At 42.4% G+C, this 20,280-nt stretch carries 16 protein-coding genes; 11 read left to right on the top strand and 5 right to left on the bottom strand.

The features are described 5' to 3' along the window. Positions 1 to 5: 5 nt before the first annotated feature. Both J8L84_RS11515 and J8L84_RS11510 read left to right on the top strand, forming a co-directional pair. A complete protein-coding gene (locus tag J8L84_RS11515; RefSeq protein ID WP_211070814.1) occupies positions 6 to 3,350 on the top strand; it encodes an efflux RND transporter permease subunit in 3,345 nt (1,114 codons plus the stop codon). After that, positions 3,337 to 6,417, top strand: coding sequence for an efflux RND transporter permease subunit (locus J8L84_RS11510; RefSeq protein WP_211070813.1), 3,081 nt, complete (start codon positions 3,337 to 3,339; stop codon positions 6,415 to 6,417). Before J8L84_RS11515 ends, J8L84_RS11510 begins: the two co-directional genes overlap by 14 nt. Before the next feature lie 115 nt (positions 6,418 to 6,532). Here J8L84_RS11510 and J8L84_RS11505 read toward each other — a convergent pair whose 3' ends face one another. Next, positions 6,533 to 6,850, bottom strand: coding sequence for a DUF3718 domain-containing protein (locus J8L84_RS11505; protein ID WP_057792150.1), 318 nt, complete (start codon positions 6,848 to 6,850; stop codon positions 6,533 to 6,535). Positions 6,851 to 7,219: 369 nt separating this feature from the next. Beyond that, positions 7,220 to 8,014, bottom strand: a complete 795-nt coding sequence (locus tag J8L84_RS11500; RefSeq protein ID WP_057792152.1) for a DUF2189 domain-containing protein — start codon at positions 8,012 to 8,014, stop codon at positions 7,220 to 7,222. A 362-nt stretch (positions 8,015 to 8,376) separates the two neighbouring features. On the opposite strand from J8L84_RS11500, the gene J8L84_RS11495 reads away from it, so the two are divergent. The 3 genes from J8L84_RS11495 to J8L84_RS11485 are packed head-to-tail and all read left to right on the top strand — an operon-like array spanning position 8,377 to position 11,556. Beyond that, a complete protein-coding gene (locus tag J8L84_RS11495; protein WP_057792153.1) occupies positions 8,377 to 9,597 on the top strand; it encodes a pyridoxal phosphate-dependent aminotransferase in 1,221 nt (406 codons plus the stop codon). Position 9,598: 1 nt separating this feature from the next. After that, complete coding sequence (gene yfbR, locus J8L84_RS11490) at positions 9,599 to 10,198, top strand: 5'-deoxynucleotidase (RefSeq protein ID WP_211070812.1); 600 nt, start codon at positions 9,599 to 9,601, stop codon at positions 10,196 to 10,198. A 14-nt stretch (positions 10,199 to 10,212) separates the two neighbouring features. Next, complete coding sequence (locus J8L84_RS11485) at positions 10,213 to 11,556, top strand: anti-phage deoxyguanosine triphosphatase (protein ID WP_211070811.1); 1,344 nt, start codon at positions 10,213 to 10,215, stop codon at positions 11,554 to 11,556. Positions 11,557 to 11,598: 42 nt separating this feature from the next. Here J8L84_RS11485 and J8L84_RS11480 read toward each other — a convergent pair whose 3' ends face one another. Beyond that, positions 11,599 to 12,657, bottom strand: a complete 1,059-nt coding sequence (locus J8L84_RS11480; protein ID WP_211070810.1) for an RDD family protein — start codon at positions 12,655 to 12,657, stop codon at positions 11,599 to 11,601. Positions 12,658 to 13,022: 365 nt separating this feature from the next. On the opposite strand from J8L84_RS11480, the gene msrP reads away from it, so the two are divergent. Then, on the top strand, positions 13,023 to 14,033 hold the full coding sequence (gene msrP / locus J8L84_RS11475) for a protein-methionine-sulfoxide reductase catalytic subunit MsrP (protein WP_211070809.1): 1,011 nt from the start codon (positions 13,023 to 13,025) through the stop codon (positions 14,031 to 14,033). Next, a complete protein-coding gene (locus J8L84_RS11470) occupies positions 14,033 to 14,695 on the top strand; it encodes a protein-methionine-sulfoxide reductase heme-binding subunit MsrQ (RefSeq protein ID WP_211070808.1) in 663 nt (220 codons plus the stop codon). The genes msrP and J8L84_RS11470 overlap by 1 nt, the downstream gene beginning before the upstream one ends. Positions 14,696 to 14,712: 17 nt before the next feature. Here the strand turns inward: J8L84_RS11470 and J8L84_RS11465 are convergent, their stop codons facing one another. Further along, positions 14,713 to 15,114: a YqaA family protein gene (locus J8L84_RS11465; protein ID WP_211070892.1), complete on the bottom strand. Its 402-nt coding sequence runs from the start codon at positions 15,112 to 15,114 to the stop codon at positions 14,713 to 14,715. 392 nt (positions 15,115 to 15,506) lie between these two features. On the opposite strand from J8L84_RS11465, the gene J8L84_RS11460 reads away from it, so the two are divergent. The 4 genes from J8L84_RS11460 (at position 15,507) to J8L84_RS11445 (ending at position 19,063) form a co-directional block, all read left to right on the top strand. Continuing rightward, positions 15,507 to 15,935: a deoxyguanosinetriphosphate triphosphohydrolase gene (locus tag J8L84_RS11460; RefSeq protein WP_211070807.1), complete on the top strand. Its 429-nt coding sequence runs from the start codon at positions 15,507 to 15,509 to the stop codon at positions 15,933 to 15,935. Between the two features lie 75 nt (positions 15,936 to 16,010). Next, positions 16,011 to 16,538, top strand: a complete 528-nt coding sequence (locus J8L84_RS11455; protein ID WP_211070806.1) for a YchJ family metal-binding protein — start codon at positions 16,011 to 16,013, stop codon at positions 16,536 to 16,538. 493 nt (positions 16,539 to 17,031) lie between these two features. Next, positions 17,032 to 18,009, top strand: a complete 978-nt coding sequence (locus J8L84_RS11450) for a DUF1852 domain-containing protein (RefSeq protein WP_211070805.1) — start codon at positions 17,032 to 17,034, stop codon at positions 18,007 to 18,009. 25 nt (positions 18,010 to 18,034) lie between these two features. After that, the gene (locus J8L84_RS11445; RefSeq protein ID WP_211070804.1) at positions 18,035 to 19,063 is read left to right on the top strand and encodes a methionine synthase; all 1,029 of its coding nucleotides are present in this window, start codon (positions 18,035 to 18,037) and stop codon (positions 19,061 to 19,063) included. A gap of 79 nt (positions 19,064 to 19,142) precedes the next feature. On the opposite strand, the gene J8L84_RS11440 is transcribed toward J8L84_RS11445, so the two are convergent. Beyond that, complete coding sequence (locus J8L84_RS11440; protein WP_211070803.1) at positions 19,143 to 20,180, bottom strand: DUF4350 domain-containing protein; 1,038 nt, start codon at positions 20,178 to 20,180, stop codon at positions 19,143 to 19,145. Between the last annotated feature and the right edge of the window lie 100 nt (positions 20,181 to 20,280).

The following is a 20,280-nucleotide window of genomic DNA, read 5'->3' as shown; positions in this document are numbered from 1 at the left end:
ATACCATGCGTATTGTTGATATAGCGGTTAAACGCCCGGTTGCCGTGTCTATGTTTACTTTTGCTGTGCTGTTGTTTGGTATGGTCTCACTTGGTCGATTGTCAGTTAATTTACTGCCCGATCTCTCCTACCCCACGTTAACTATTCGAACCGATTACACCGGAGCTGCCCCAGGCGAAGTGGAACAACTTGTTTCTAAGCCTATTGAAGAAGCTATTGGCGTTGTAAAAGGGGTTAGAAAAGTCACCTCTACTTCACGAGCCGGTCAATCAGACGTGGTAATGGCGTTTAAATGGGGTACCGACATGGATTTCGCGAGCTTAGAAGTACGGGAAAAACTTGATGTACTTCAACTTCCTCTGGATATTGAGAAACCTCGTCTGTTGCGCTTTAACCCAAGTTTAGATCCGGTTATCAAGCTAGGGCTTACTGAAGATGTGCTCTCGGGGCAACTGTCTACCGCCCAAATGAAAAGGCTACGGTTATACGGCGAGCAGCAAGTGAAACGGGCCCTCGAATCTGTTGAAGGTGTTGCTGCTGTACGTGTTGGCGGTGGTCTTGAAAACGAAGTACACATTCTTATCGACCAACGTAAAGCCAGCCAGTTATCTATTCCTATTACCGGTATTATCGATCGTATTAAAGCCGAAAATGTAAACGCTGCGGGTGGTCGTATTGAAGGCGATGCTCAAGCATTCTTAGTGCGCACCCTGAATCAATTTGAAAACCTGATCGAAATTGAAAACCTTTTTATTGGCCGTTTCGAAGGTAGAAATATTCAATTAAAAGATGTGGCTAGTGTAGAAAGTGCTTATAAAGATCGTAGTGTGGTAACTCGCTTCAATGGTAATGAAGGGGTTGAGATTGCGATATACAAAGAAGGAGATGCAAATGCGGTAGATGTAGCCAAGAAAATAGCCTCTCGTCTTAGTGAAATTGAAAATGACATACCTGCGAATTACACACTGACGCAAATATACGATCAGAGTGTGTTTATAAAGCAAGCCATTGATAATGTTAAATCTGCAGCAATAATGGGCGGTCTGCTTGCCATGTTAGTGCTATACCTATTCCTTAAAGATTTTTGGACTACGGTCATCATCTCTGTGTCAATTCCAGTATCGGTTATTGCCACCTTTAACCTAATGTACGCCAATGATATCAGCCTAAATATGATGAGTTTAGGGGGGATTGCACTGGCCGTGGGTTTGCTTGTCGACAACAGTATTGTGGTGTTAGAAAACATCGATCGCCATAAAAAGCGTAAGCAAGCCAAGTTGGTAAACGATGCTGTTGCTGATGATCCCGCTGCATCGGGCACTAAGGAAGTCTCTGGCGCCATCGTTGCTTCTACATTAACCACCATGGCCGTTTTCGTACCGCTTATTTTTGTAGAAGGCATAGCGGGCCAGCTGTTTAAAGATCAAGCACTCACCGTAAGCTTCGCACTTGCCGCCTCGTTGGTTGTAGCACTTACCCTTATTCCTGCAATGGCCCGAAAAAAGCAAAAAGCAAAGCTTGCCCACGAAGATACGTTTTCATCGCCCGCCAAAGCCCGACCCACTACTTTGCTTGGGAAAATTGTCTATTTTGTAAAATGGCCTTTTTCAATGGTACTTCGTTTTGTGTTTGTGTATTTGCCTGCTGCGCTAATTACCTTAGTAATCGGTACATGGCATATTCTTGCAAAGGGCTTGTCGCTATTATTTACGCCATTGGTATGGGCATTCAACAAGGGCTTTAATGCTATAGAGAAAGCATATCACGGTGCCCTAATTGCTAGTTTGAAGGCCAGAACGCTTGTGGTCGTCGTAGCTTTAGTGTCAGCAGGTGGTGCGCTGCTTCTTGTCCCTAAATTAGGTATGGAGCTTATTCCCACAATGTCGCAAGGTGAATTCTCGGTAGATATTACTCTCCCCGCCGGCACACCACTGAGCACGACAGATGCAACATTATCGAACTTATCGGCAATAGCCGCGGCAGATTCAAACGTAGCAAGAACTTATGCTATGTCGGGTACAGGAAGTTTGATTAGTGCCGCGCCTAGTCAAGGTGGCGATCACTGGGGAAGACTCAATATTGTAATGAACCCTAATGCCGATACCAGCGCGGGCGAAAACACAAACGCGAGTAGCAATATGGATAAGGTAAAGGCGGCTCTACGCGATGCCCTTAACCGTTACCCTAATGTTCAAGCTACCTTTACTGAGCCAGAACTGTTTACTTTTGCCTCGCCTATTCAAGTTGAAGTCAGTGGATATGATTTACGCCAACTTCAAACCTATAGCGATAAAATTGCCCACGAGCTAGGTACACACGACAACTTCACCGATATTGCTACCAGTATTCGTGAAGGTAATCCAGAACTAAAAATCGAGTTTCATCATGCCAAGCTCTCTCGTTTAGGTCTTGATGCTGCCACGGTGTCGTCTTTAATTGCCGCTAAAATTGGTGGCCGTGTTGCCACGCAATATAGCCTTGAAGATAGAAAAGTTGATGTACTGGTAAGAACCAAAGACAGCCAGCGCGACAACATAAACGATGTACGCGCCATTGTCGTAAACCCTGATGCATCACAACCTATTCCCCTTGGTGCCGTTGCCGATGTTTACATGAGCGTTGGCCCCAGTGAAATTACGCGCATTGGCCAACAGCGTGTGGCATTAATTTCAGCCAATTTAGCAAAAGGGAAGCTGGATGAAGCCGTTTCCTTGGTCAATAAGGTGTTGGACAACACGCAACTTCCCTTATCGATGGATGCAACGGTAACTGGGCAAAGTGAAGATATGCAAGATAGCTTTAGGTCGCTGCAATTTGCCTTAGCACTGGCTATTTTTATGGTGTACTTGGTGATGGCGTCGCAATTTGAATCACTACTGCATCCATTGCTTATATTGTTTGCGGTTCCCCTTGCTGGTGCCGGTTCAGTTTATGGCTTATGGCTTACCAATACGCCATTAAATGTGGTGGTGTTTATTGGGCTTATTATGTTGTGCGGTATAGTGGTTAACAACGCCATTGTGTTGGTTGATCGCATTAACCAATTGCGTGCTAACGGCATGGAAAAGACCGCAGCCATCATCGATGCAGGAAAAACCCGTTTACGCCCCATTGTGATGACAACCCTTACCACTATTTTAGGCTTGATGCCCATGGCATTCGGATTAGGTGAAGGCGCTGAAATACGCACACCTATGGCCATTACCGTCATTTTTGGATTGCTATTTTCTAGCTTGCTTACCTTAATACTGCTGCCGGTGCTTTACAGTCTTTTCGATAAAAAGGCATCAAACGTGGTTGTTAAAAACCAAGACTCAGCGGTTTCGGGAGGCACGTATGAAAACGCCTAATGAAAGTACGATAAAGGGTATTGGCGCATCATTAGCACGTTTTGCGTTAAACCGCCCGGTGACCATAGGCATGGTGTTTATCTCCATGCTGCTGTTCGGCGCAGTCTCTGGGAAGTTACTGCCACTAGAAAAATTCCCTGGTATCGATATTCCTGAAATGGTGGTTGAGGTGCCCTACCCCGATGCCACGCCGGTAGAAATTGAAACCATGATCACTCGTCCGGTGGAAGAAGCCATCGCCACCATGTCGGGAATTAAACGTTTGCGCGCAAGGTCGTATGAAAATAAAGCGGAAATAATCGTTGAGTTTGATTGGGATGAGAACCTTAAAGCCAAAAGTGTAGAAGCCAGAGAAAAAATTGATGCTATCCGTCACCTGCTTCCTGCAGATGTAGAGCGTGTCATGGTGTACAAGTTCAACACCAATGATATGCCTATTTTCCAACTACGGGTATCGAGCGACCGTGATTTATCTCTTGCGTATGACTTACTAGAGCGCAACTTAAAGCGCCCTATTGAGCGTGTTGCCGGTGTGTCTAAGGTGGAACTTTACGGCACACTTAAAAGGCAAATTACCATTCGGTTAGATCCGAAATTAATGACCGCCTATCAAGTTGATGTCACTGCTTTAGGGCAAAAGCTGCAAGACGCCAACTTTTCTTTAACCGCGGGCTACATGTACGACAACGGCGAGAAAATACTGGTTAATCCCGTTGGCGAATTTACCGACATAGAAGATTTCGAAAACATGTGGGTTTCACCCAATGTGCGACTGTCCGACATTGCTACCATCAATTTCGAATTGCCGGAGCAAAGCGAAGGTCGTCACCTAGATAGAACCTTTGCGGTAGGCTTTAATATTTTCAGAGAGTCTGGCAGTAACTTAGTTGAAGTGTCGTCTGCCGTGATGGAAGTGATTGAGGAAGCCAAGTCTGACCCTGCGTTTACCGGTATTAACCTGTTTGTCATGGACGATGTGGCAAAAAGTGTAACCTCGTCACTGTCTGACTTGCTAAGTGCTGGGTTATTAGGCGCATTACTTTCTATCGTGGTGCTGTATTTGTTTTTACGCCAACTGACTACGACATTAATTGTGGTGCTTTCGGTCCCCTTCTCCATTTGTATCACCTTAGGGGTAATGTACTTATTGGGCTACACCCTAAATATTTTATCCTTAATGGGGTTAATGTTAGCGGTGGGAATGTTGGTTGATAATGCGGTGGTTATTACCGAAAGTATCTTTCAAGAACGACAACAAGATAACAACATTAGCCGCGCCACTCAGCGTGGGGTTAACAATGTCAGCTTAGCGGTTATTGCAGGAACCGCGACTACGGCCATTGTATTTCTACCTAATATTGTTGGAGTGAAAATTGATGTCACAATATTTTTAGAGCACGTCGCCATAGCCATTTGTATCTCACTATTCGCCTCGTTGTTTATCGCTAAAACCTTGATCCCTTTGCTAACTACAAAAATAGCGATTCCCGAAGCGAAGGAAAACAGTACGCCAGGCTATATTTCGAGGTATGGTCGAATTCTGTCATGGGTAATGGTAAATCAAGGAAAAACATCACTGATTGCTTTGGGTATTCTACTCTCTACTATCATTCCTATGCAGGTCGTCACCTCTGACGATGAAGGTAACGATAACCAAGAACGTATATGGCTTAATTATCACGTTACTCAAAACTATACGCTTGATGAAGTAGAAAAAACGGTGGATAAAATGGAGGCGTTTTTATATGAAAACCAAGAACGCTTCCATATCAAGCAGGTTTATACCTACTTTACGCCAGGACATGCGGTAAGTGGAATAACCCTAAACGACGACCTTCCTGTCAGTGTGGGGGCTATTAAAGAAGATATTCGGGAAAACATGCCAGCCTTTGTAAGAGCTCGCCCCTCATTTCAATGGGACAGTGGCAATGGCGGCGGTGTTCGCATTACTTTGTTGGGTGAATCTTCAGATACCTTGCTAGAAATATCAGAGCGCCTTATTCCTATCCTCGCTAATATTGATGGCCTCACCGACGTGAAAGCCGATACGGGTTCTAAACGTGACGAACTTCAAATTCGAATAGATAGAGAAAAGGCAAACCGATTAGGCATTCAAGTGAGTGACGTAGCTCAGCTTGTAGCTACAGCATTAAGAGGCGCTAATTTACGCACATTTCGGTATGGAGATGCGGGTGAAGTTAATGTTCAACTTCGCTATGGCAGCGATGTTCAAAAATCACTTGATGCACTTAAGCATATTAATATTGGTTTTAATCAAGACCGAGCAATCACCCTGGCAATGGTGGCGGATTTCTCGGTAGTGCAGCAACTTTCGCAAATTAATCGAAGTTACCGGCAAACGGCGTTAGCTATTGGTGCCAACTTACAAGACGACGCCACCATAGAAGACGCGAAAGTACGCATTCAACAAGCTCTAGCGCACATCGAATTACCTACGGGTTACCAATGGACGCTTGATGGCAGTTTTTCACGTCAAGATGAGGCCAACGGCGTGATGCAAATGAATATGCTGCTCGCTTTGTGCATGATTTATGTGGTGATGGCTGCGCTATTTGAATCGCTAGTGTTGCCTACCTCGGTGATTACGTCGTTACTCTTTTCATTCACTGGCGTTTTTTGGGCGTTTATGGTCACTGGTACTCCCATGTCAATAATGGGCATGATAGGTATGCTAATACTTATGGGAATAGTGGTGAACAACGGGATTGTGTTAGTAGATAGAATTAACCAACTAGTTAATGAGGGAATAACCCTGTATGACGCAGTTGTGCTGGGGGCACAATCTCGTATTAGACCTATTTTGATGACAGTTGCAACAACCGTACTCGGTCTAGTACCGCTAGCAATGGGTGCAACAAGAATAGGTGGCGACGGACCGCCTTACTCGCCAATGGCAATTGCCATTATTGGTGGGCTAGTGTTCTCCACCATGACCAGTTTATTTTTGGTGCCGCTTGCTTATGTGTTACTTCTAAAGCTGCGTTTTAATACTCAGCGAATGATAGTTAACGGGCAAGCTAGAATAGCTAAACTTATTAAAGTGTAATAGCGTAGTTGCAAAGACTAAGCTGTAAATAGTGTAAAGACATTACTTACGTAGCGGGTGTTTCTGCTGATAAAACGTAACAGCGCAGCCACCCGCTAACTTAGTAAACGCACAATTAACTACGTGACGTTAGGTATTCGTGAACTGAGTTGGCATCGCGCTCAACAGAGAACTTAATTAAGTTAACACCATTACATGTTAAACCGTCTTCTGCAGTAACCATGCGTAATACTTCACGTTGGCTAGCGCCAATACGACCTACGTTACGGGCAAGGTTTGAACGCAATACTTTAATATCATCAAGTACAACCGCTTTACAGAAGCCAGAAAATTGTGTTTCGCCTACAAAGCGAACGTCTTTTTCTGGGGCAGCGTTAGCGTTAACAGCAAAAGCTAGTGCAGCAGTAGCCGCTAAAGTTTTAAGTAGTTTCATCATTAGATCCTCAAAGGTTTTGGCAAACTCGTAAAAGCAGTTCAAGGAAGGTATTCCCTGAGTGCCCTTTATTTATGACCTAAAATGGAAATTAATGCTGTTTAAAGATTGTATAAGGTGAGTAAACTAACGGTAAATCAGAATGTTACTAAGTCTTTAACAAACTATACGCCTGATTTATATAGAATTATTAGTTTGAATTATAACGGTTCGTTATAGGAGAGGGATTATTACTATTAAAAAGGTCTAAAACTTTTGTCTATTACTGTACAAAAAAAAGCCCTCTGTATGAAATTTTCACAAAAAAAGACGAGTTAACTTGATGCAATCAGGTAAACCCGCCTCATTTTGTTGTAATAAAACTACATTTTAATCATATTTTCTTGCGCGTTTTGTAGAAATGGCGTCAATGTAAGCATGCCATGATGCATACCCGATAAGTGGCATTAATATGATAAAGCCAACGAACCCGGTCACAAAACCAATGGCGACCGCCGTAAATATAATGGCGCCCCATATAAGCATGGGAACTTTGTTTACCCATACTGCGTTAACACTAGTCAGTAACGCCGTGGCCAAATCGACTTTTCGTTCCATTAATATAGGTTGAGTGAACGCAGTCACAAATAACATGGCTAAGGTGAAACCCGCACCGACTATTGAACCCAGTACCAGAAATGGCATCAAACTCTCAAGGGTGGTTTCAATGTTCGAAGGATACAATGCGTGAATAAGTGATGCTACACGAAGCCAAAAAATCATCATTACCATTAGCAAGATGCCAAACCCCCACTCATTTACAGCGTTTCTTCGCATCGCTCGCAATGAATGCATAAAGGTAGGCTTGTGCCCTTTTTCTAATTCCCAGCTTACATCATATAAACCTGCAGCTAAGAAAGGGCCAATCAACATGAAACACACAATGGCAGGCATTATCACTAGATGCCAACCTGTCATTTCTACCAAGTACATTATGAACCAAGGGATTACGGCAAACATAACGCCATACACCGCGGTTAAAATAGGTGTACGCATTGCGTCACGTAAACCAAGTGAGAGCCATTTTATAGGATCGCCTATATCGAGTTCCTTACAAGGGATCACCCTTGCAATACCGCTTTGAGTTATCGCATTTTCTGGGGTTTCTTTAAAATGGTGCGACATAATGAGAACTACCTCTGCTATTACACGTAAAAGGTGTTGGCGCGCCCATCCTAATGCGCCGTACTTATACGATAGGCCGATTCACTCAATTTTACAATTAATTAACAAGATTTTAGCCTTTTTGATAAGTTTTTATTTCTAATTGGCTGTTAATTGGTGACTTTAATTTATGAAGTTTTTTTTAATATTGTGTTTAACAATCAATTTTTAGGTGTTTTCAGTCAGTTTTATGATGTAAACCACAATTAGCCGTACACTTTTCAACCAAATCGAAATATTTTTCACGTTTAGCGCTAAATTAGGCTTCGCAAGGGTATGTGGTTTACGTTAACCTCAAGGTCTGTAAATTAACCAGATAGACCATGAAAACTGTATCTCGCTCACACAAATTAGATAACGTTTGTTATGACATTCGCGGCCCCATTGCGGCACAAGCTAAAAAAATGGAAGATGAAGGCCACCGTATTTTAAAACTAAATATTGGTAACCCTGCCCCATTTGGCTTTGAAGCCCCCGACGATATTCTTAAAGACGTTATTCATAACCTGCCCACTTCTCAAGGATATTCAGATTCAACGGGAATTTACGCAGCACGTGTGGCCGTTATGCAGTACTACCAACAGCGTAATATTCAGCATATTCGCGTAGACGATGTTTACATTGGTAACGGCGTTAGCGAATTGATAATGATGGCCATGCAAGCGCTACTTAATCATGGCGACGAAGTACTGATCCCAAGCCCTGATTATCCACTGTGGACCGCCGCGGTAAGTTTGTCATCAGGCTCTCCGGTACATTATCGTTGTGATGAACAAGCGGGCTGGTTCCCTGACTTAGACGACATCAAAAGCAAAATCACCAGCAAAACTCGGGCTATTGTATTAATTAACCCAAATAACCCTACTGGCGCTGTTTACGATAAAGCCTTGTTGCAAGACGTAGTCAATTTGGCAAGAGAACATGGCTTGGTTGTTTTCAGTGATGAAATTTACGATAAAATTTTATACGACGATGCCGAACATACCTGTATTGCCTCTCTTGCTGACGATGTATTTTTCGTTACCTTTGGTGGCCTGTCTAAAAACTACCGCGTAGCAGGTTTTCGCTCTGGTTGGTTAGTGGTCAGCGGCAACAAACGCTTAGCAAAAGACTATATTGAAGGCTTAAATATTCTTTCTTCAATGCGAATGTGTGCAAACGTGCCTTGCCAAAGTGCGATTCAAACGGCGTTAGGTGGGTATCAGAGCATCAATGACCTAGTGAAAGACACGGGTCGTCTGCGTATTCAGCGTGATGTGGCGGTAGACATGCTTAACAGCATCGATGGCATACACTGCGTTAAACCCAAAGGCGCGATGTACTGTTTTGCCCGAGTTGATGAGAAAAAATTCAACATAAACAATGATGAGCAGATGATTTTAGATTTGCTGCGCGCTGAGAAGATTCTATTGGTACACGGTAAAGCGTTTAATCTGACTGACGGCGTTTATTTCCGTTTAGTGTTTTTACCGCATAGTGATGTGCTAGTTCCGGCGCTTCACCGTATAGGTAACTTCTTTCAACACTATCAACAAGGCGCTTAACGTGTCAGATAAAAGTCATTTTTTTGCTCACCTTGCCCGATTAAAGCTTATTAATCGCTGGCCACTTATGCACAATGTACGTACTGAAAATGTTCAGGAGCACAGCTTACAAGTGGCCATGGTGGCGCATGCCCTCGCTTTAATAAAGAACAAGTTTTTTGGCGGAACAATAAATGCAGAACGCATTGCGACTATCGCGATGTTTCACGATGTGTCTGAGGTATTAACGGGCGATTTACCAACACCGGTAAAATACTATAATCCAGACATCAAGCACGAATATAAAAAAATTGAAAAGATAGCTGAACATATTTTAATCGATATGGCACCAGACGCATTCAAAGAAGATTACGCTTCACTCATTGATGCTAATTTTCACACTGAAGAAGAAGCTTTTATTGTTAAAGCTGCCGATGTGCTATGTGCCTACTTGAAAACCTTAGAAGAACTTTCAGCGGGAAACCAAGAATTCAAACTGGCTAAAAAGCGGTTAGATAAGATTTTGAAAGAGTATCACTCAGATGAAGTCGATTATTTCTTAACTCGCTATGTGCCGAGCTTTTCGCTTAGTTTAGACGAAATAACCCAGGAAGAAATTTAGAAAAGGAACACATTGTGACAGTACACAAGTGGGAACAAGATTTACACGCACGCAGACTGCCGCGCAGTGTTTCTCGCGATGGCGATCATCGTAATCCCTACCAGCGAGATAAAGCTCGCGTACTGCACAGTGCCGCTTTTCGACGTTTACAAGCCAAGACCCAAGTATTAGGTGTTGGCCTTAGTGACTTTTATCGCACTCGCCTTACTCACTCTTTAGAAGCCGCGCAAATAGGCACTGGCATTACCGCCCAATTAAGCGGTAAGTTTCCAGATATCGCCAGCAAATTAGCCCTTGATGCCACGCTTATTGAAACCTTGTGCTTAGCCCATGATATAGGCCATCCGCCATTTGGTCATGGTGGTGAAATTGCCCTTCATTATATGATGCACGAACATGGCGGCTTTGAAGGAAACGGACAAACGTTTCGTATAATTACTCAGTTAGAGCCCTACACTGCCGAGCATGGCATGAACTTATGCCGCCGAAGTGTATTGGGTCTTGTGAAATACCCCAATTTTATTGATACCCTAACAGCCCCTAAGGTTAACGGTGAACGCCCCGCTTCATTACGCCAAGTAAAAGCCAGCGAATGGCATCCGCCTAAAGGCTTATTTCGCTGTGACGAACCTTTATTCGATTGGTTACTAGCGCCGTTTAGCGACTCTGACAAAGACAGGTTAATGTCTTTTAATCAATTTGATACCAAGCACAGTAAAACCCGTTTTAAGTCTTTTGATTGCTCAATTATGGAGCTTGCGGATGATATCGCCTACGGCATCCACGATTTAGAAGACGCGATTGTAATGGACATGGTGAACCGACAAGACTTTGTTAGCGATGTCACCCTTCCGCTAAAAGCACTAGAGATAAAATGGTTATCAGATAACATTGATGAACTTACCGAGAAGCTTTTCAGCAAAGCCCATCACGAGCGCAAAAACGCCATTGGCGCTCTGGTAAATAGTTTTATTACGGCCATAGAAATCGCCGATGTAGAAGGCTTTGAGCATCCACTGCTTGCCTATAATGCTAAAATGCCTAACGATTTCGAAAGTGGTTTAGAGCTATTTAAGCGGTTTGTGTATAAAAAAGTTATTCGACGCCCTGATGTACAGCAGCTTGAATATAAAGGCCAAATGGTAGTGATGGAGTTCTTAGAAGCCTTTAGTTCTGATCCTGAACGCCTATTGCCTGAAAACACCCAAGAGCGCTGGCTAAAAGCCTGCGAACAACATAACGGCATGCGAGTGCTTGCTGATTATATTTCCGGTATGACCGATGAGTTTGCCTCACGGTTATATGGAACACTCTTTTCCCCTCGACAAGGTGGCATTCAAGACAGCTTCCATATCTAGCGTTAAGTGTGGAATAAGGTTATTTAGCTATGTTACGCAAGACTAATCCTTAACCGCATCAGCAACAGTTTTTGCCGTTACAACTTGGTTCACGCTCCCTTGAATAACTACGGTGGCCGATATTTTATCCTGAATGGCCTGTCTGTTTGGATCCCAGTAAACCTGTAAAAAGCCTAATAGCCCCGTCGCAAAACCGGCTCCGTAGCCGCCGTACCGGCCAAAGCAATCAAGCATGCCAAGTGGCTCTCCGCTTAGCGAAACCACGCGAATATTACATACTTTTTTACCTGGAGTTTGCCCGCGCCAAAGTAACGAGAACAAGGTAAAGTAAACAGCAGCCCAACCAAAACCAAGACCTAGGTCTTGAATAATGCCTTTGCCCCACTGCACAATACTGGTTACAGGTGTTGTGTTGTTTTCGCTTGTATTTTCGTTTGTATCTTGGCCCGTAATACTCTCTGGCGCTAAATCTAAATTTTCAATATCATCTGCGGCAATAGGTTCATCGTCGGCTATGGCCATTAAGTGCAATAGCGATCGAGTAACTTGACTATTTCCAACGTTTTCAATTTCAGCAAGCTCAGGCAATTGAGCAAACAATTTAGCGCTAGCAGCACTTTGGCAAATATCATCGCAGTTTTTATCGTCGCCAGTTTGCGCTAAATATGTGAGTATTATTGATTTATCATGCTCACTTAACTCATCATTCTGTTCAGGTGTGTTTATTTGTGTTCCATGTAGAGTGCTATCGCCTTCAAAGAAGTCTATTGCTAATGAGAGTACCGTTAGCGAGCTTACAAATAAAAAGCTGGCTGCAAAAAGCTTTAGGGTTCTGCGCCAAAACGAAGACATTTTAGGAAGGTATTGTTGTGCTGTGCCTTTATAAAAAGCCATAGCAGCAACAAAGGCAATTAACGTTGCGCTAAGCTTTGCAGCCATAAATATTAAACTGACATCAATGATAATTGCAATTGCGCGTCTAATAGGCGGAGCCAAAGGAATGCCTAATAGCGCTTGGTCAACTTTAAAGGCATACGGGGTGATCACATCTCTGGTTTCAGAATCTGACAGCGCTAATTGCTCTATTTCGTTGGCTTTCATTTTTATACTTGTTATTACAATACCTAAACCATTTAAGTTACGCGCTTTTCATTTTTAGCTCAAGCTAAAGCTATTGATTACTATGTATAAAAAAGCATAATGCGTTTAATTAGCATCATTTATTACCACAGCGTTTCGTTGAGTTCTTTTTAATTCATGAAATTTTATTCTTATTAAATGGGTCTTCATTTATACGCGTTAAATCTGTAGTTACTTTTTATAAAATTCGCGTGTGTATTACATGGTGCAATCTTAAAACCCTGCCTTCACGTAAGTAATGTAATCTCGGTGCCTTCGCGCGAAGTCGACGTTACCTGCTTTTGCGTTTTTAATGTCTAAGCGCGCTCAATAATTATGGTGTAAGTATGTCTAAACCTTTTAAGCCTTCAGTAAAGCTAACCGACAATCATGTTACCGATGAAAATGTTTATCTTAATCGTCGTAAGTTATTAAAGTCTCTTGGCTTTTTAGGTGCGTCCGCGTTGCTTTCAAACTCTGCAAATGCAGCTGGGTGGTTTTGGGAAGACGATGAGGAACAAGCAAAGGCATTCAAAACCCAAGCGCTTAAATTTAGTCAGCCTGAAAAGTACCAAATTAGCGAAACCCAAACGCCAGAATCCAAAGCGACTTCTTATAATAACTTTTATGAGTTTGGCACTGCCAAAGATGAGCCGGTTAAAAACGCGCAAGAATTCGATACATCTGAATGGACATTAAAAGTCGATGGGCTGGTGAACAAACCACTCACACTGAATCTTGATGATTTAACAAAGCGTTTTCCTCTTGAAGAGCGAATCTATCGCCTTCGTTGTGTAGAAGCTTGGTCTATGGTTATTCCTTGGATTGGTTATGAGTTAGGCGCGTTATTAAAAGCTGCAGAGCCCTTGTCGTCAGCTAAATATGTGGCCTTTGAAACCTTATACGATCCAAAACAAATGCCAGGGCAGCGTAATCGTTTCCTTGGTGGGGGTATTGAATACCCTTATGTTGAAGGTCTGTGTTTAGATGAAGCTATGCACCCTCTCACGCTGATGTCGGTAGGCCTTTATGGTAAAACCCTACCGCCGCAAAATGGCGCTCCTGTTCGTTTAGTGGTGCCATGGAAATACGGTTTTAAAAGTATTAAGTCGATTGTGCGCATTCGGTTGACCGATAAGCAGCCCCCCACTACGTGGAATCGTTTAGCGTCTAACGAATACGGCTTTTACGCTAATGTGAACCCAGATGTATCACACCCTCGTTGGAGTCAAGCTAGCGAACGCCGTATTACCACCGGTGGCTTGCTATCACGCAATAGAATACCTACCGAAATGTACAATGGTTACAGTGAAGTAGCGCCGCTTTATGCAAACATGGACTTAACGCGTAACTTCTAATGAAATTATTTAAAAAACCAGTTCGTGTTTCAAATTTAGCTCGCAGGGGCTTAAAAGGTGTTATTCACTTATTAGCACTCGGGTATCTCGTTGGGTTATTTTATGCGGGGATAACCGATAATTTAGGCCCTGATCCTGTTGATACCTTGTTGAATGAAACCGGTATATGGGCAATACACCTTTTGCTTATTACCCTGATGTTAAGCCCATTAGCAAAAATACTGCCTAGCCCAGAGCCAATTAAATTTAGGCGAATGCTGGGGATATATAGCTTTGTCTATGCGTTGTCACATTTTGCGACTTACATTCTTTTTGCACTGCAACTGGACATGAGTTTGATTGCTACCGAGCTGGTTAAACGCCCCTATATTGTCGTAGGGCTAACCGCCTTGCTTTTACTCTTCGTATTAACGATAACGTCTTTTCAAAAAATACGTCGAAGCATGGGCAAACGTTGGCAGATTTTACACAACAGTATTTATTTAATAGTCCCTTTGACGTTACTTCACTTTTCGTGGTCACAAAAAACCATATGGCAAGAACCCATATGGTATTGGCTGTTTGCCTTTGTATTGTTATTTAACCGAATTAAAGGCTTGGTGACTACAGCACTTAAAAAGCATGCTCGCAGTAAAAATCGGAAACACGCTACTCAGACTTAACACGTACTAGGGTGAAATCAGCGAGTGATAAAAAACAACAGCGCGGCATATCGCGCTGTTTTGCTAATTCCTACTATTAATAAGAAAAACCAAAAGCGCGTACGCAAGGTGCCCGCTAACAGAGTTAATGGGTCGCCAATAATTGGCACCCAGGCTAATAGTAATGACCATTTCCCCCATTTTTTATACATGACTTCAGCCCGCATAAAGGTAGTGTGAGAAACGCGCAGCCATTTTGTTGCTACCAATTGGCCGTAGCGAAAGCCCAATACATAATTGACGATTGAACCCAACACGTTACCAAAAGAAGCAACAATCAGTAACAAAAGCGCAGATGAGCCATTTAGCGCCAAAGTGGTTAATACAAGCTCAGAGCTTAACGGTAATATTGTGGCAGCAAGAAATGCTGAAACAAACATACCTATATACCCTAGTGCTATTAAACTGCTCACTGAAAATTACGCCTTATTTTTTGCTGCTAGGTTCACCCCGACGTGTTTAACCTAGTGAAATTCTGTGCGGATGTAGTTTACCTAAGTCGCCAATTTAGTCATTAAGTTTGCTTACCTATTGATGGCAGTACTCTCGAACTCTAGCAGCTGTGCGCTGAAGACATTGATATTGCAGTATAAATCGGCAAATAACTCTCCCCCGTCGAATCGCTACTTTAATTAAAAAGTATTTAAGGAATATGCATTGTGTGAAAAAAACACAATTTAATGCTTGCAATCCTTTTAACTTAAAACTACTGTATACACATACACACTGTATAGATAACCAGCCAAAAGATAACTTACGAAAAGGTAACGCTATGAACACTTCACCAATTGCACGTCTACAGGCATTACGTACCTCAGTGACCAATAAGTCTGTTTCAAGCACCGCTATTTCTAACGTTGTACAACTCCCCTTACCTTTCGAAGGTTATCCAGGCGAAGGGAAAGGTGGCACAAGTAAAGGTTGGAATTATCTATTAGCCGATTCAGTGTCATTTTCAAAAGAAGTCAACCACGCCATTCGTATTCAAAAACCTGAAAAGGAAAAAATGCCAGAGTGGATAAGCAAGCTGATAACCGGCGGTCAGTGTAAAACACTGTATGTTGAAAATATTGATTTAGATTTACAGCCTACCGACAGCGATATGATTAGAAAGCTTTGCGAACTTTATTCAGTATGTTTGGTAAATGTAAGAGTAGATTCAGCGTTAAATGAAGGCAACCTTGCAGTAGGACCATGGTAATTCGCTTAATTTACCGTTAGCATTGCGCCCGCGTATATATTCAATAGCGCACTGCTAACTTGGTTGTAAAAAATTATGCGATGTTATTGCTGTTCAAATTTACCATTTTCTTCATGTTGTGAACCTTTTTTAAAAGGGCAAGCCACACCTCAAACTGCTGCTCAGTTAATGCGTTCTCGTTTTTCTGCCTATGCCAGTAAGCAATTCGATTATGTACTGGCTACCTACACAAAGGTGCGTCAACCTGAATTAAGTGTTGATGAATTAACTGCTAATGCAGCTAATGCCACGTGGTTTGCACTGGAAGTGGGTGAAACTGAAAATGTCTCGCTTATTGTCCAAGCTGAAGGGGTAGCTGAGGCCGCAACACAAAATAATGAAGGGGCGACAGATACGGTAGATTTCATCGCTTATTATTTTGAAAACAAAAATCTTTATCAGTTACATGAAACTTCGAACTTTATTGTTGAAGATGGCCAGTGGCGCTACCACGACGGTATACTTCACGATGATTGCGGCAAAGTAAAATACGGTCGTAACTTACCCTGCCTTTGCGGTAGCGGGAAAAAGTTTAAGCAATGTTGTGCAACGAAATCACGGTAGTGCCTATTTGACCACGGTAGTGGCTGCTTAAGCACCGGAGTGGTCACTTAAGCCGCGTTGCAGCCCCCCATCCTGTGTTAATACAAAACGCTTTTAAAGCTGTTTAACAGCACCTCATTTTATTTAAGATGTCCAAAACCCAAAGTAATTTAGCCTGTTAGCTCGGGCCTTTGGACCGTTTAATTCCATTCTTTTTATTCATAGTTTTCATCTTTCACATCGCTTCATATAAGCAGATTGCTTCTAAGTCAGAGCAATTACCTAATAATTTTATATTTTAAAATCGAAGACTATGAGCAGAACTCATCATTTTATGAAATTAAATCATTTTTATTCATCAATAAATCTGCGTATAAAACCCTCTCTGCTCGACACAACTAACGTATTGCATTCGTTTTTAATTCGCCGCTACAGGCTTAATTGGAAAATACAGAACAGTTGTACTGAGCAAAAAAAATTGGGTTTATGTTCACAAATGGAATGTCAGATCACCATGAATAACACTTTTACTTTTTCGCTTAATCGCGTTTGTTTTGATGAGAATTATCGTCCATCTGACAACACACGTATCACCACCAACTTTGCTAACTTGGCGAGGGGCAATCGACGTCAGGATAATCTTCGAAACGCATTACAGATGATAGACAATCGTTTCAATGCCCTTGCGTATTGGGACAATGTCAACGGCGATCGTTATTCGGCAAAGCTTGAAATTATATCGGTTGATATTGATGTTGAAGGTAACGGTTCTACCTTTCCTACTATTGAAATACTAAAAACAAATATTCTTGATCGCAAAACTAATACAACTATTGAAGGAATTGTGGGGAACAATTTCTCGTCTTATGTTCGAGACTACGATTTTAGCGTGATCTTATCTGAGCACAATAAAAACCAAACCCAATTTAGTATTCCCAATGATTTTGGTGATTTACATGGGAAGTTGTTTAAAGCATTCGTAAATTCAGACGTTTACAAAGAAAGTTTCAGTAAATCGCCTGTTATTTGCCTAAGTGTTTCTGAAAACAAAACTTACCAAAGAACTGAAAATCAGCACCCTGTATTAGGTTTTGAATATCTACCTGATGGCTCATCGTTAACTGAGCAGTATTTCCAAAAAATGGGCCTGCAGGTTCGCTATTTCATGCCGCCTAATAGCGTTGCACCTTTGGCATTTTATCATTTTGGCGATCTACTAAACGATTACACCAATCTTGAGCTGATAAGCACCATTAGCACCATGGAAACATTCCAAAAGATTTATCGCCCTGAGATTTACAACGCTAACGCGGTTGCCGGAAGAGTGTATCAACCTAATTTAAAACACCAAGATCATTCACTTACACAAATAGAATATGACCGAGAAGAACGTAATCACTTAGCGGCTCAGCAAGGTAAGTTTGTTGAAGAGAATTTCATTAAGCCTTACCACAATATTCTTCAGCAATGGTCTGCAAACTGCGCCCTTTAACTCATTCAAACGTGTAGTACATATTATGAAAAAATTATTACCTACTTCAATTGCCGGCAGTCTGCCTAAACCGTCTTGGCTTGCACAACCTGAAACACTTTGGTCACCTTGGAAATTAGACGGTGATGAACTGACTCAGGGCAAGCAAGACGCGTTACGTCTTTCGTTACTTAATCAGCGACAATCTGGTGTTGATATCATTAGTGATGGTGAACAAACTCGCCAACACTTCGTTACCACTTTTATTGAACATTTAAACGGTGTTGATTTTCAGCAGCGTAAAACGGTAAAAATCCGCGATAGATATGATGCCAGTGTACCTATGGTGGTTGGTGAAGTGACTCGCCAAAAAGCGGTGTTTGTTGATGATGCTAAATTTCTTCGTCAACAAACTGATCAGCCCATCAAATGGGCACTTCCTGGCCCCATGACTATGGTAGATACCCTTTACGACAGTCATTACAAAAGTCGCGAAAAGCTTGCCTGGGAATTTGCGAAAATATTAAACCAAGAAGCCAAAGAGTTGGAAGCTGCAGGCGTTGATATTATTCAGTTTGATGAACCTGCATTTAATGTCTTTTTCGATGAAGTGAATGATTGGGGAATAGCGGCACTTGAACGTGCTGCTGAAGGGCTAAAGTGTGAAACTGCCGTTCATATTTGCTATGGCTATGGCATTAAAGCCAACACCGACTGGAAAAAATCATTGGGCGCAGAGTGGAGACAATACGAAGAGATTTTTCCAAAATTGCAATCGTCTTCTATCGACCTCATTTCACTAGAATGTCAGAATTCTCGAGTTCCCATGGAGTTAATCGAGTTGCTTCGTGGCAAAAAAGTCATGGTTGGTGCCATTGATGTAGCCACCAATGCTATTGAAACACCAGAAGAAGTCGCTAACACGCTTAGAAAGGCCCTACAGTTTGTGGATGCCGACAAACTACTCCCTTGTACAAACTGTGGCATGGTGCCGTTGTCACAACATGTAACACGCGGAAAACTCAACGCGTTGAGTGCAGGAGCTGAAATTATTAGGCAAGAACTGACGCGTTAATGTTAACGTACTAATTACTATTACAGAGCTGACACTGAGTTTGCATTTGCGCTTACTCAACTTTGTTGGTCAGCTCTGCTTAGCCCGCTAGCCAATGAATAATATTAAGTAAAAATCGTTCGTTTTGTTCAGCCCCCACCGACCTCATACCATGCTTCTTACCTGTTCGAGTATCGATTTGAGAAGAAAACATCATGCCTTCAGAAAACACCGCAACTCGCCCCTTGCCCAATTCCAACAAGGCCCCCTGACTCCAGCCTTCGATAGCTCTTCGAGGCGTGCTTGACGTTATTTCAAAAGGAACTTCTGGCTCAATAGATACCGCACGTGGCCCAAAAGTTAACAATGAAATAGCCGCTTCTGGTGGTAAAAAAGCAGCGCCGCCAAATGTTTTAACTTGAATCACTTCTTTTGTGTGCAACTGACTGTTTAATAATGATGTAAATGCGCCATGTGGACTTTCTTGCATAAAAACCGGAACTTCGACATGGTTTGGGCGTTTAGCTTCAGGATTGTCTTCAGAATTAGCATTAGCACTAGAATTATCATCTTGCGTAGCATCTTCATGTGCATAGGTTACTGCGTGGCTAATTAGAGTACCCGTTGCTTTGTTAAACAATGTTGCCTTAACGTGGCCATTGGTAAACGTGAAGCCCAGTGCTGTTGCTAGGCTTTCAATCACTTTAGGAAAAGGGGCGTGATCAGCAATAAGAAAAAGAGAACCGCCGTTACGTACCCACTCAACCACATCAGTCACTTCCTCATTAGTTAGCGCTTGGTCAAACGGGGGTTGCCAGTTGCTTCGTTTTTTATCAAGGGCGTTGGCGATAACAAGAATATCCACATTTTTAAGGGCCTGTTGGCTGAAACTTACCTTGTTTGATTCAACCGTGACGCCGTCGCTGAGCAACACCTGAGCGAAGGGCTTAAAACGATTATTAATGGTAAGAAAATTGTAGTGAGCTTCATCAACCATTACCACTGGGCTGACATTTGCGGTGTAAGTCGCTGTGCGTTTGTAGGGTTCAAATGTCGCGTCTGCTTGCTGAGGGCTGTCAGCGCACGAAGCCACTAAAAGCATATTGAAAAGAATAGCCATTCTCGCCATATTTTTCATTAACACGTCCTTATGGATAACTTCTAAAGTAAAAAAATAAAAAATAAAGCTAAATATTTCATAGCATTAAACACATATTCGACTGTCATTAGATTATTTT

Source organism: Alteromonas sp. MMG017, assembly GCF_018100795.1.
Lineage (GTDB): Bacteria > Pseudomonadota > Gammaproteobacteria > Enterobacterales > Alteromonadaceae > Alteromonas.
Note: the sequence above shows the minus strand (reverse complement) of the source record. Positions and strands in the feature narration are given on the sequence as shown.

Coding starts and splice junctions, on each gene's coding strand:
- J8L84_RS11515 (WP_211070814.1), top strand. CDS start 6: ATGCGTATTGTTGATATAGCGGTTAAACGCCCGGTTGCCGTGTCTATG.
- J8L84_RS11510 (WP_211070813.1), top strand. CDS start 3,337: ATGAAAACGCCTAATGAAAGTACGATAAAGGGTATTGGCGCATCATTA.
- J8L84_RS11505 (WP_057792150.1), bottom strand. CDS start 6,850: ATGAAACTACTTAAAACTTTAGCGGCTACTGCTGCACTAGCTTTTGCT.
- J8L84_RS11500 (WP_057792152.1), bottom strand. CDS start 8,014: ATGTCGCACCATTTTAAAGAAACCCCAGAAAATGCGATAACTCAAAGC.
- J8L84_RS11495 (WP_057792153.1), top strand. CDS start 8,377: ATGAAAACTGTATCTCGCTCACACAAATTAGATAACGTTTGTTATGAC.
- J8L84_RS11480 (WP_211070810.1), bottom strand. CDS start 12,657: ATGAAAGCCAACGAAATAGAGCAATTAGCGCTGTCAGATTCTGAAACC.
- msrP (WP_211070809.1), top strand. CDS start 13,023: ATGTCTAAACCTTTTAAGCCTTCAGTAAAGCTAACCGACAATCATGTT.
- J8L84_RS11470 (WP_211070808.1), top strand. CDS start 14,033: ATGAAATTATTTAAAAAACCAGTTCGTGTTTCAAATTTAGCTCGCAGG.
- J8L84_RS11465 (WP_211070892.1), bottom strand. CDS start 15,114: ATGTTTGTTTCAGCATTTCTTGCTGCCACAATATTACCGTTAAGCTCT.
- J8L84_RS11460 (WP_211070807.1), top strand. CDS start 15,507: ATGAACACTTCACCAATTGCACGTCTACAGGCATTACGTACCTCAGTG.
- J8L84_RS11455 (WP_211070806.1), top strand. CDS start 16,011: ATGCGATGTTATTGCTGTTCAAATTTACCATTTTCTTCATGTTGTGAA.
- J8L84_RS11450 (WP_211070805.1), top strand. CDS start 17,032: ATGAATAACACTTTTACTTTTTCGCTTAATCGCGTTTGTTTTGATGAG.
- J8L84_RS11445 (WP_211070804.1), top strand. CDS start 18,035: ATGAAAAAATTATTACCTACTTCAATTGCCGGCAGTCTGCCTAAACCG.
- J8L84_RS11440 (WP_211070803.1), bottom strand. CDS start 20,180: ATGAAAAATATGGCGAGAATGGCTATTCTTTTCAATATGCTTTTAGTG.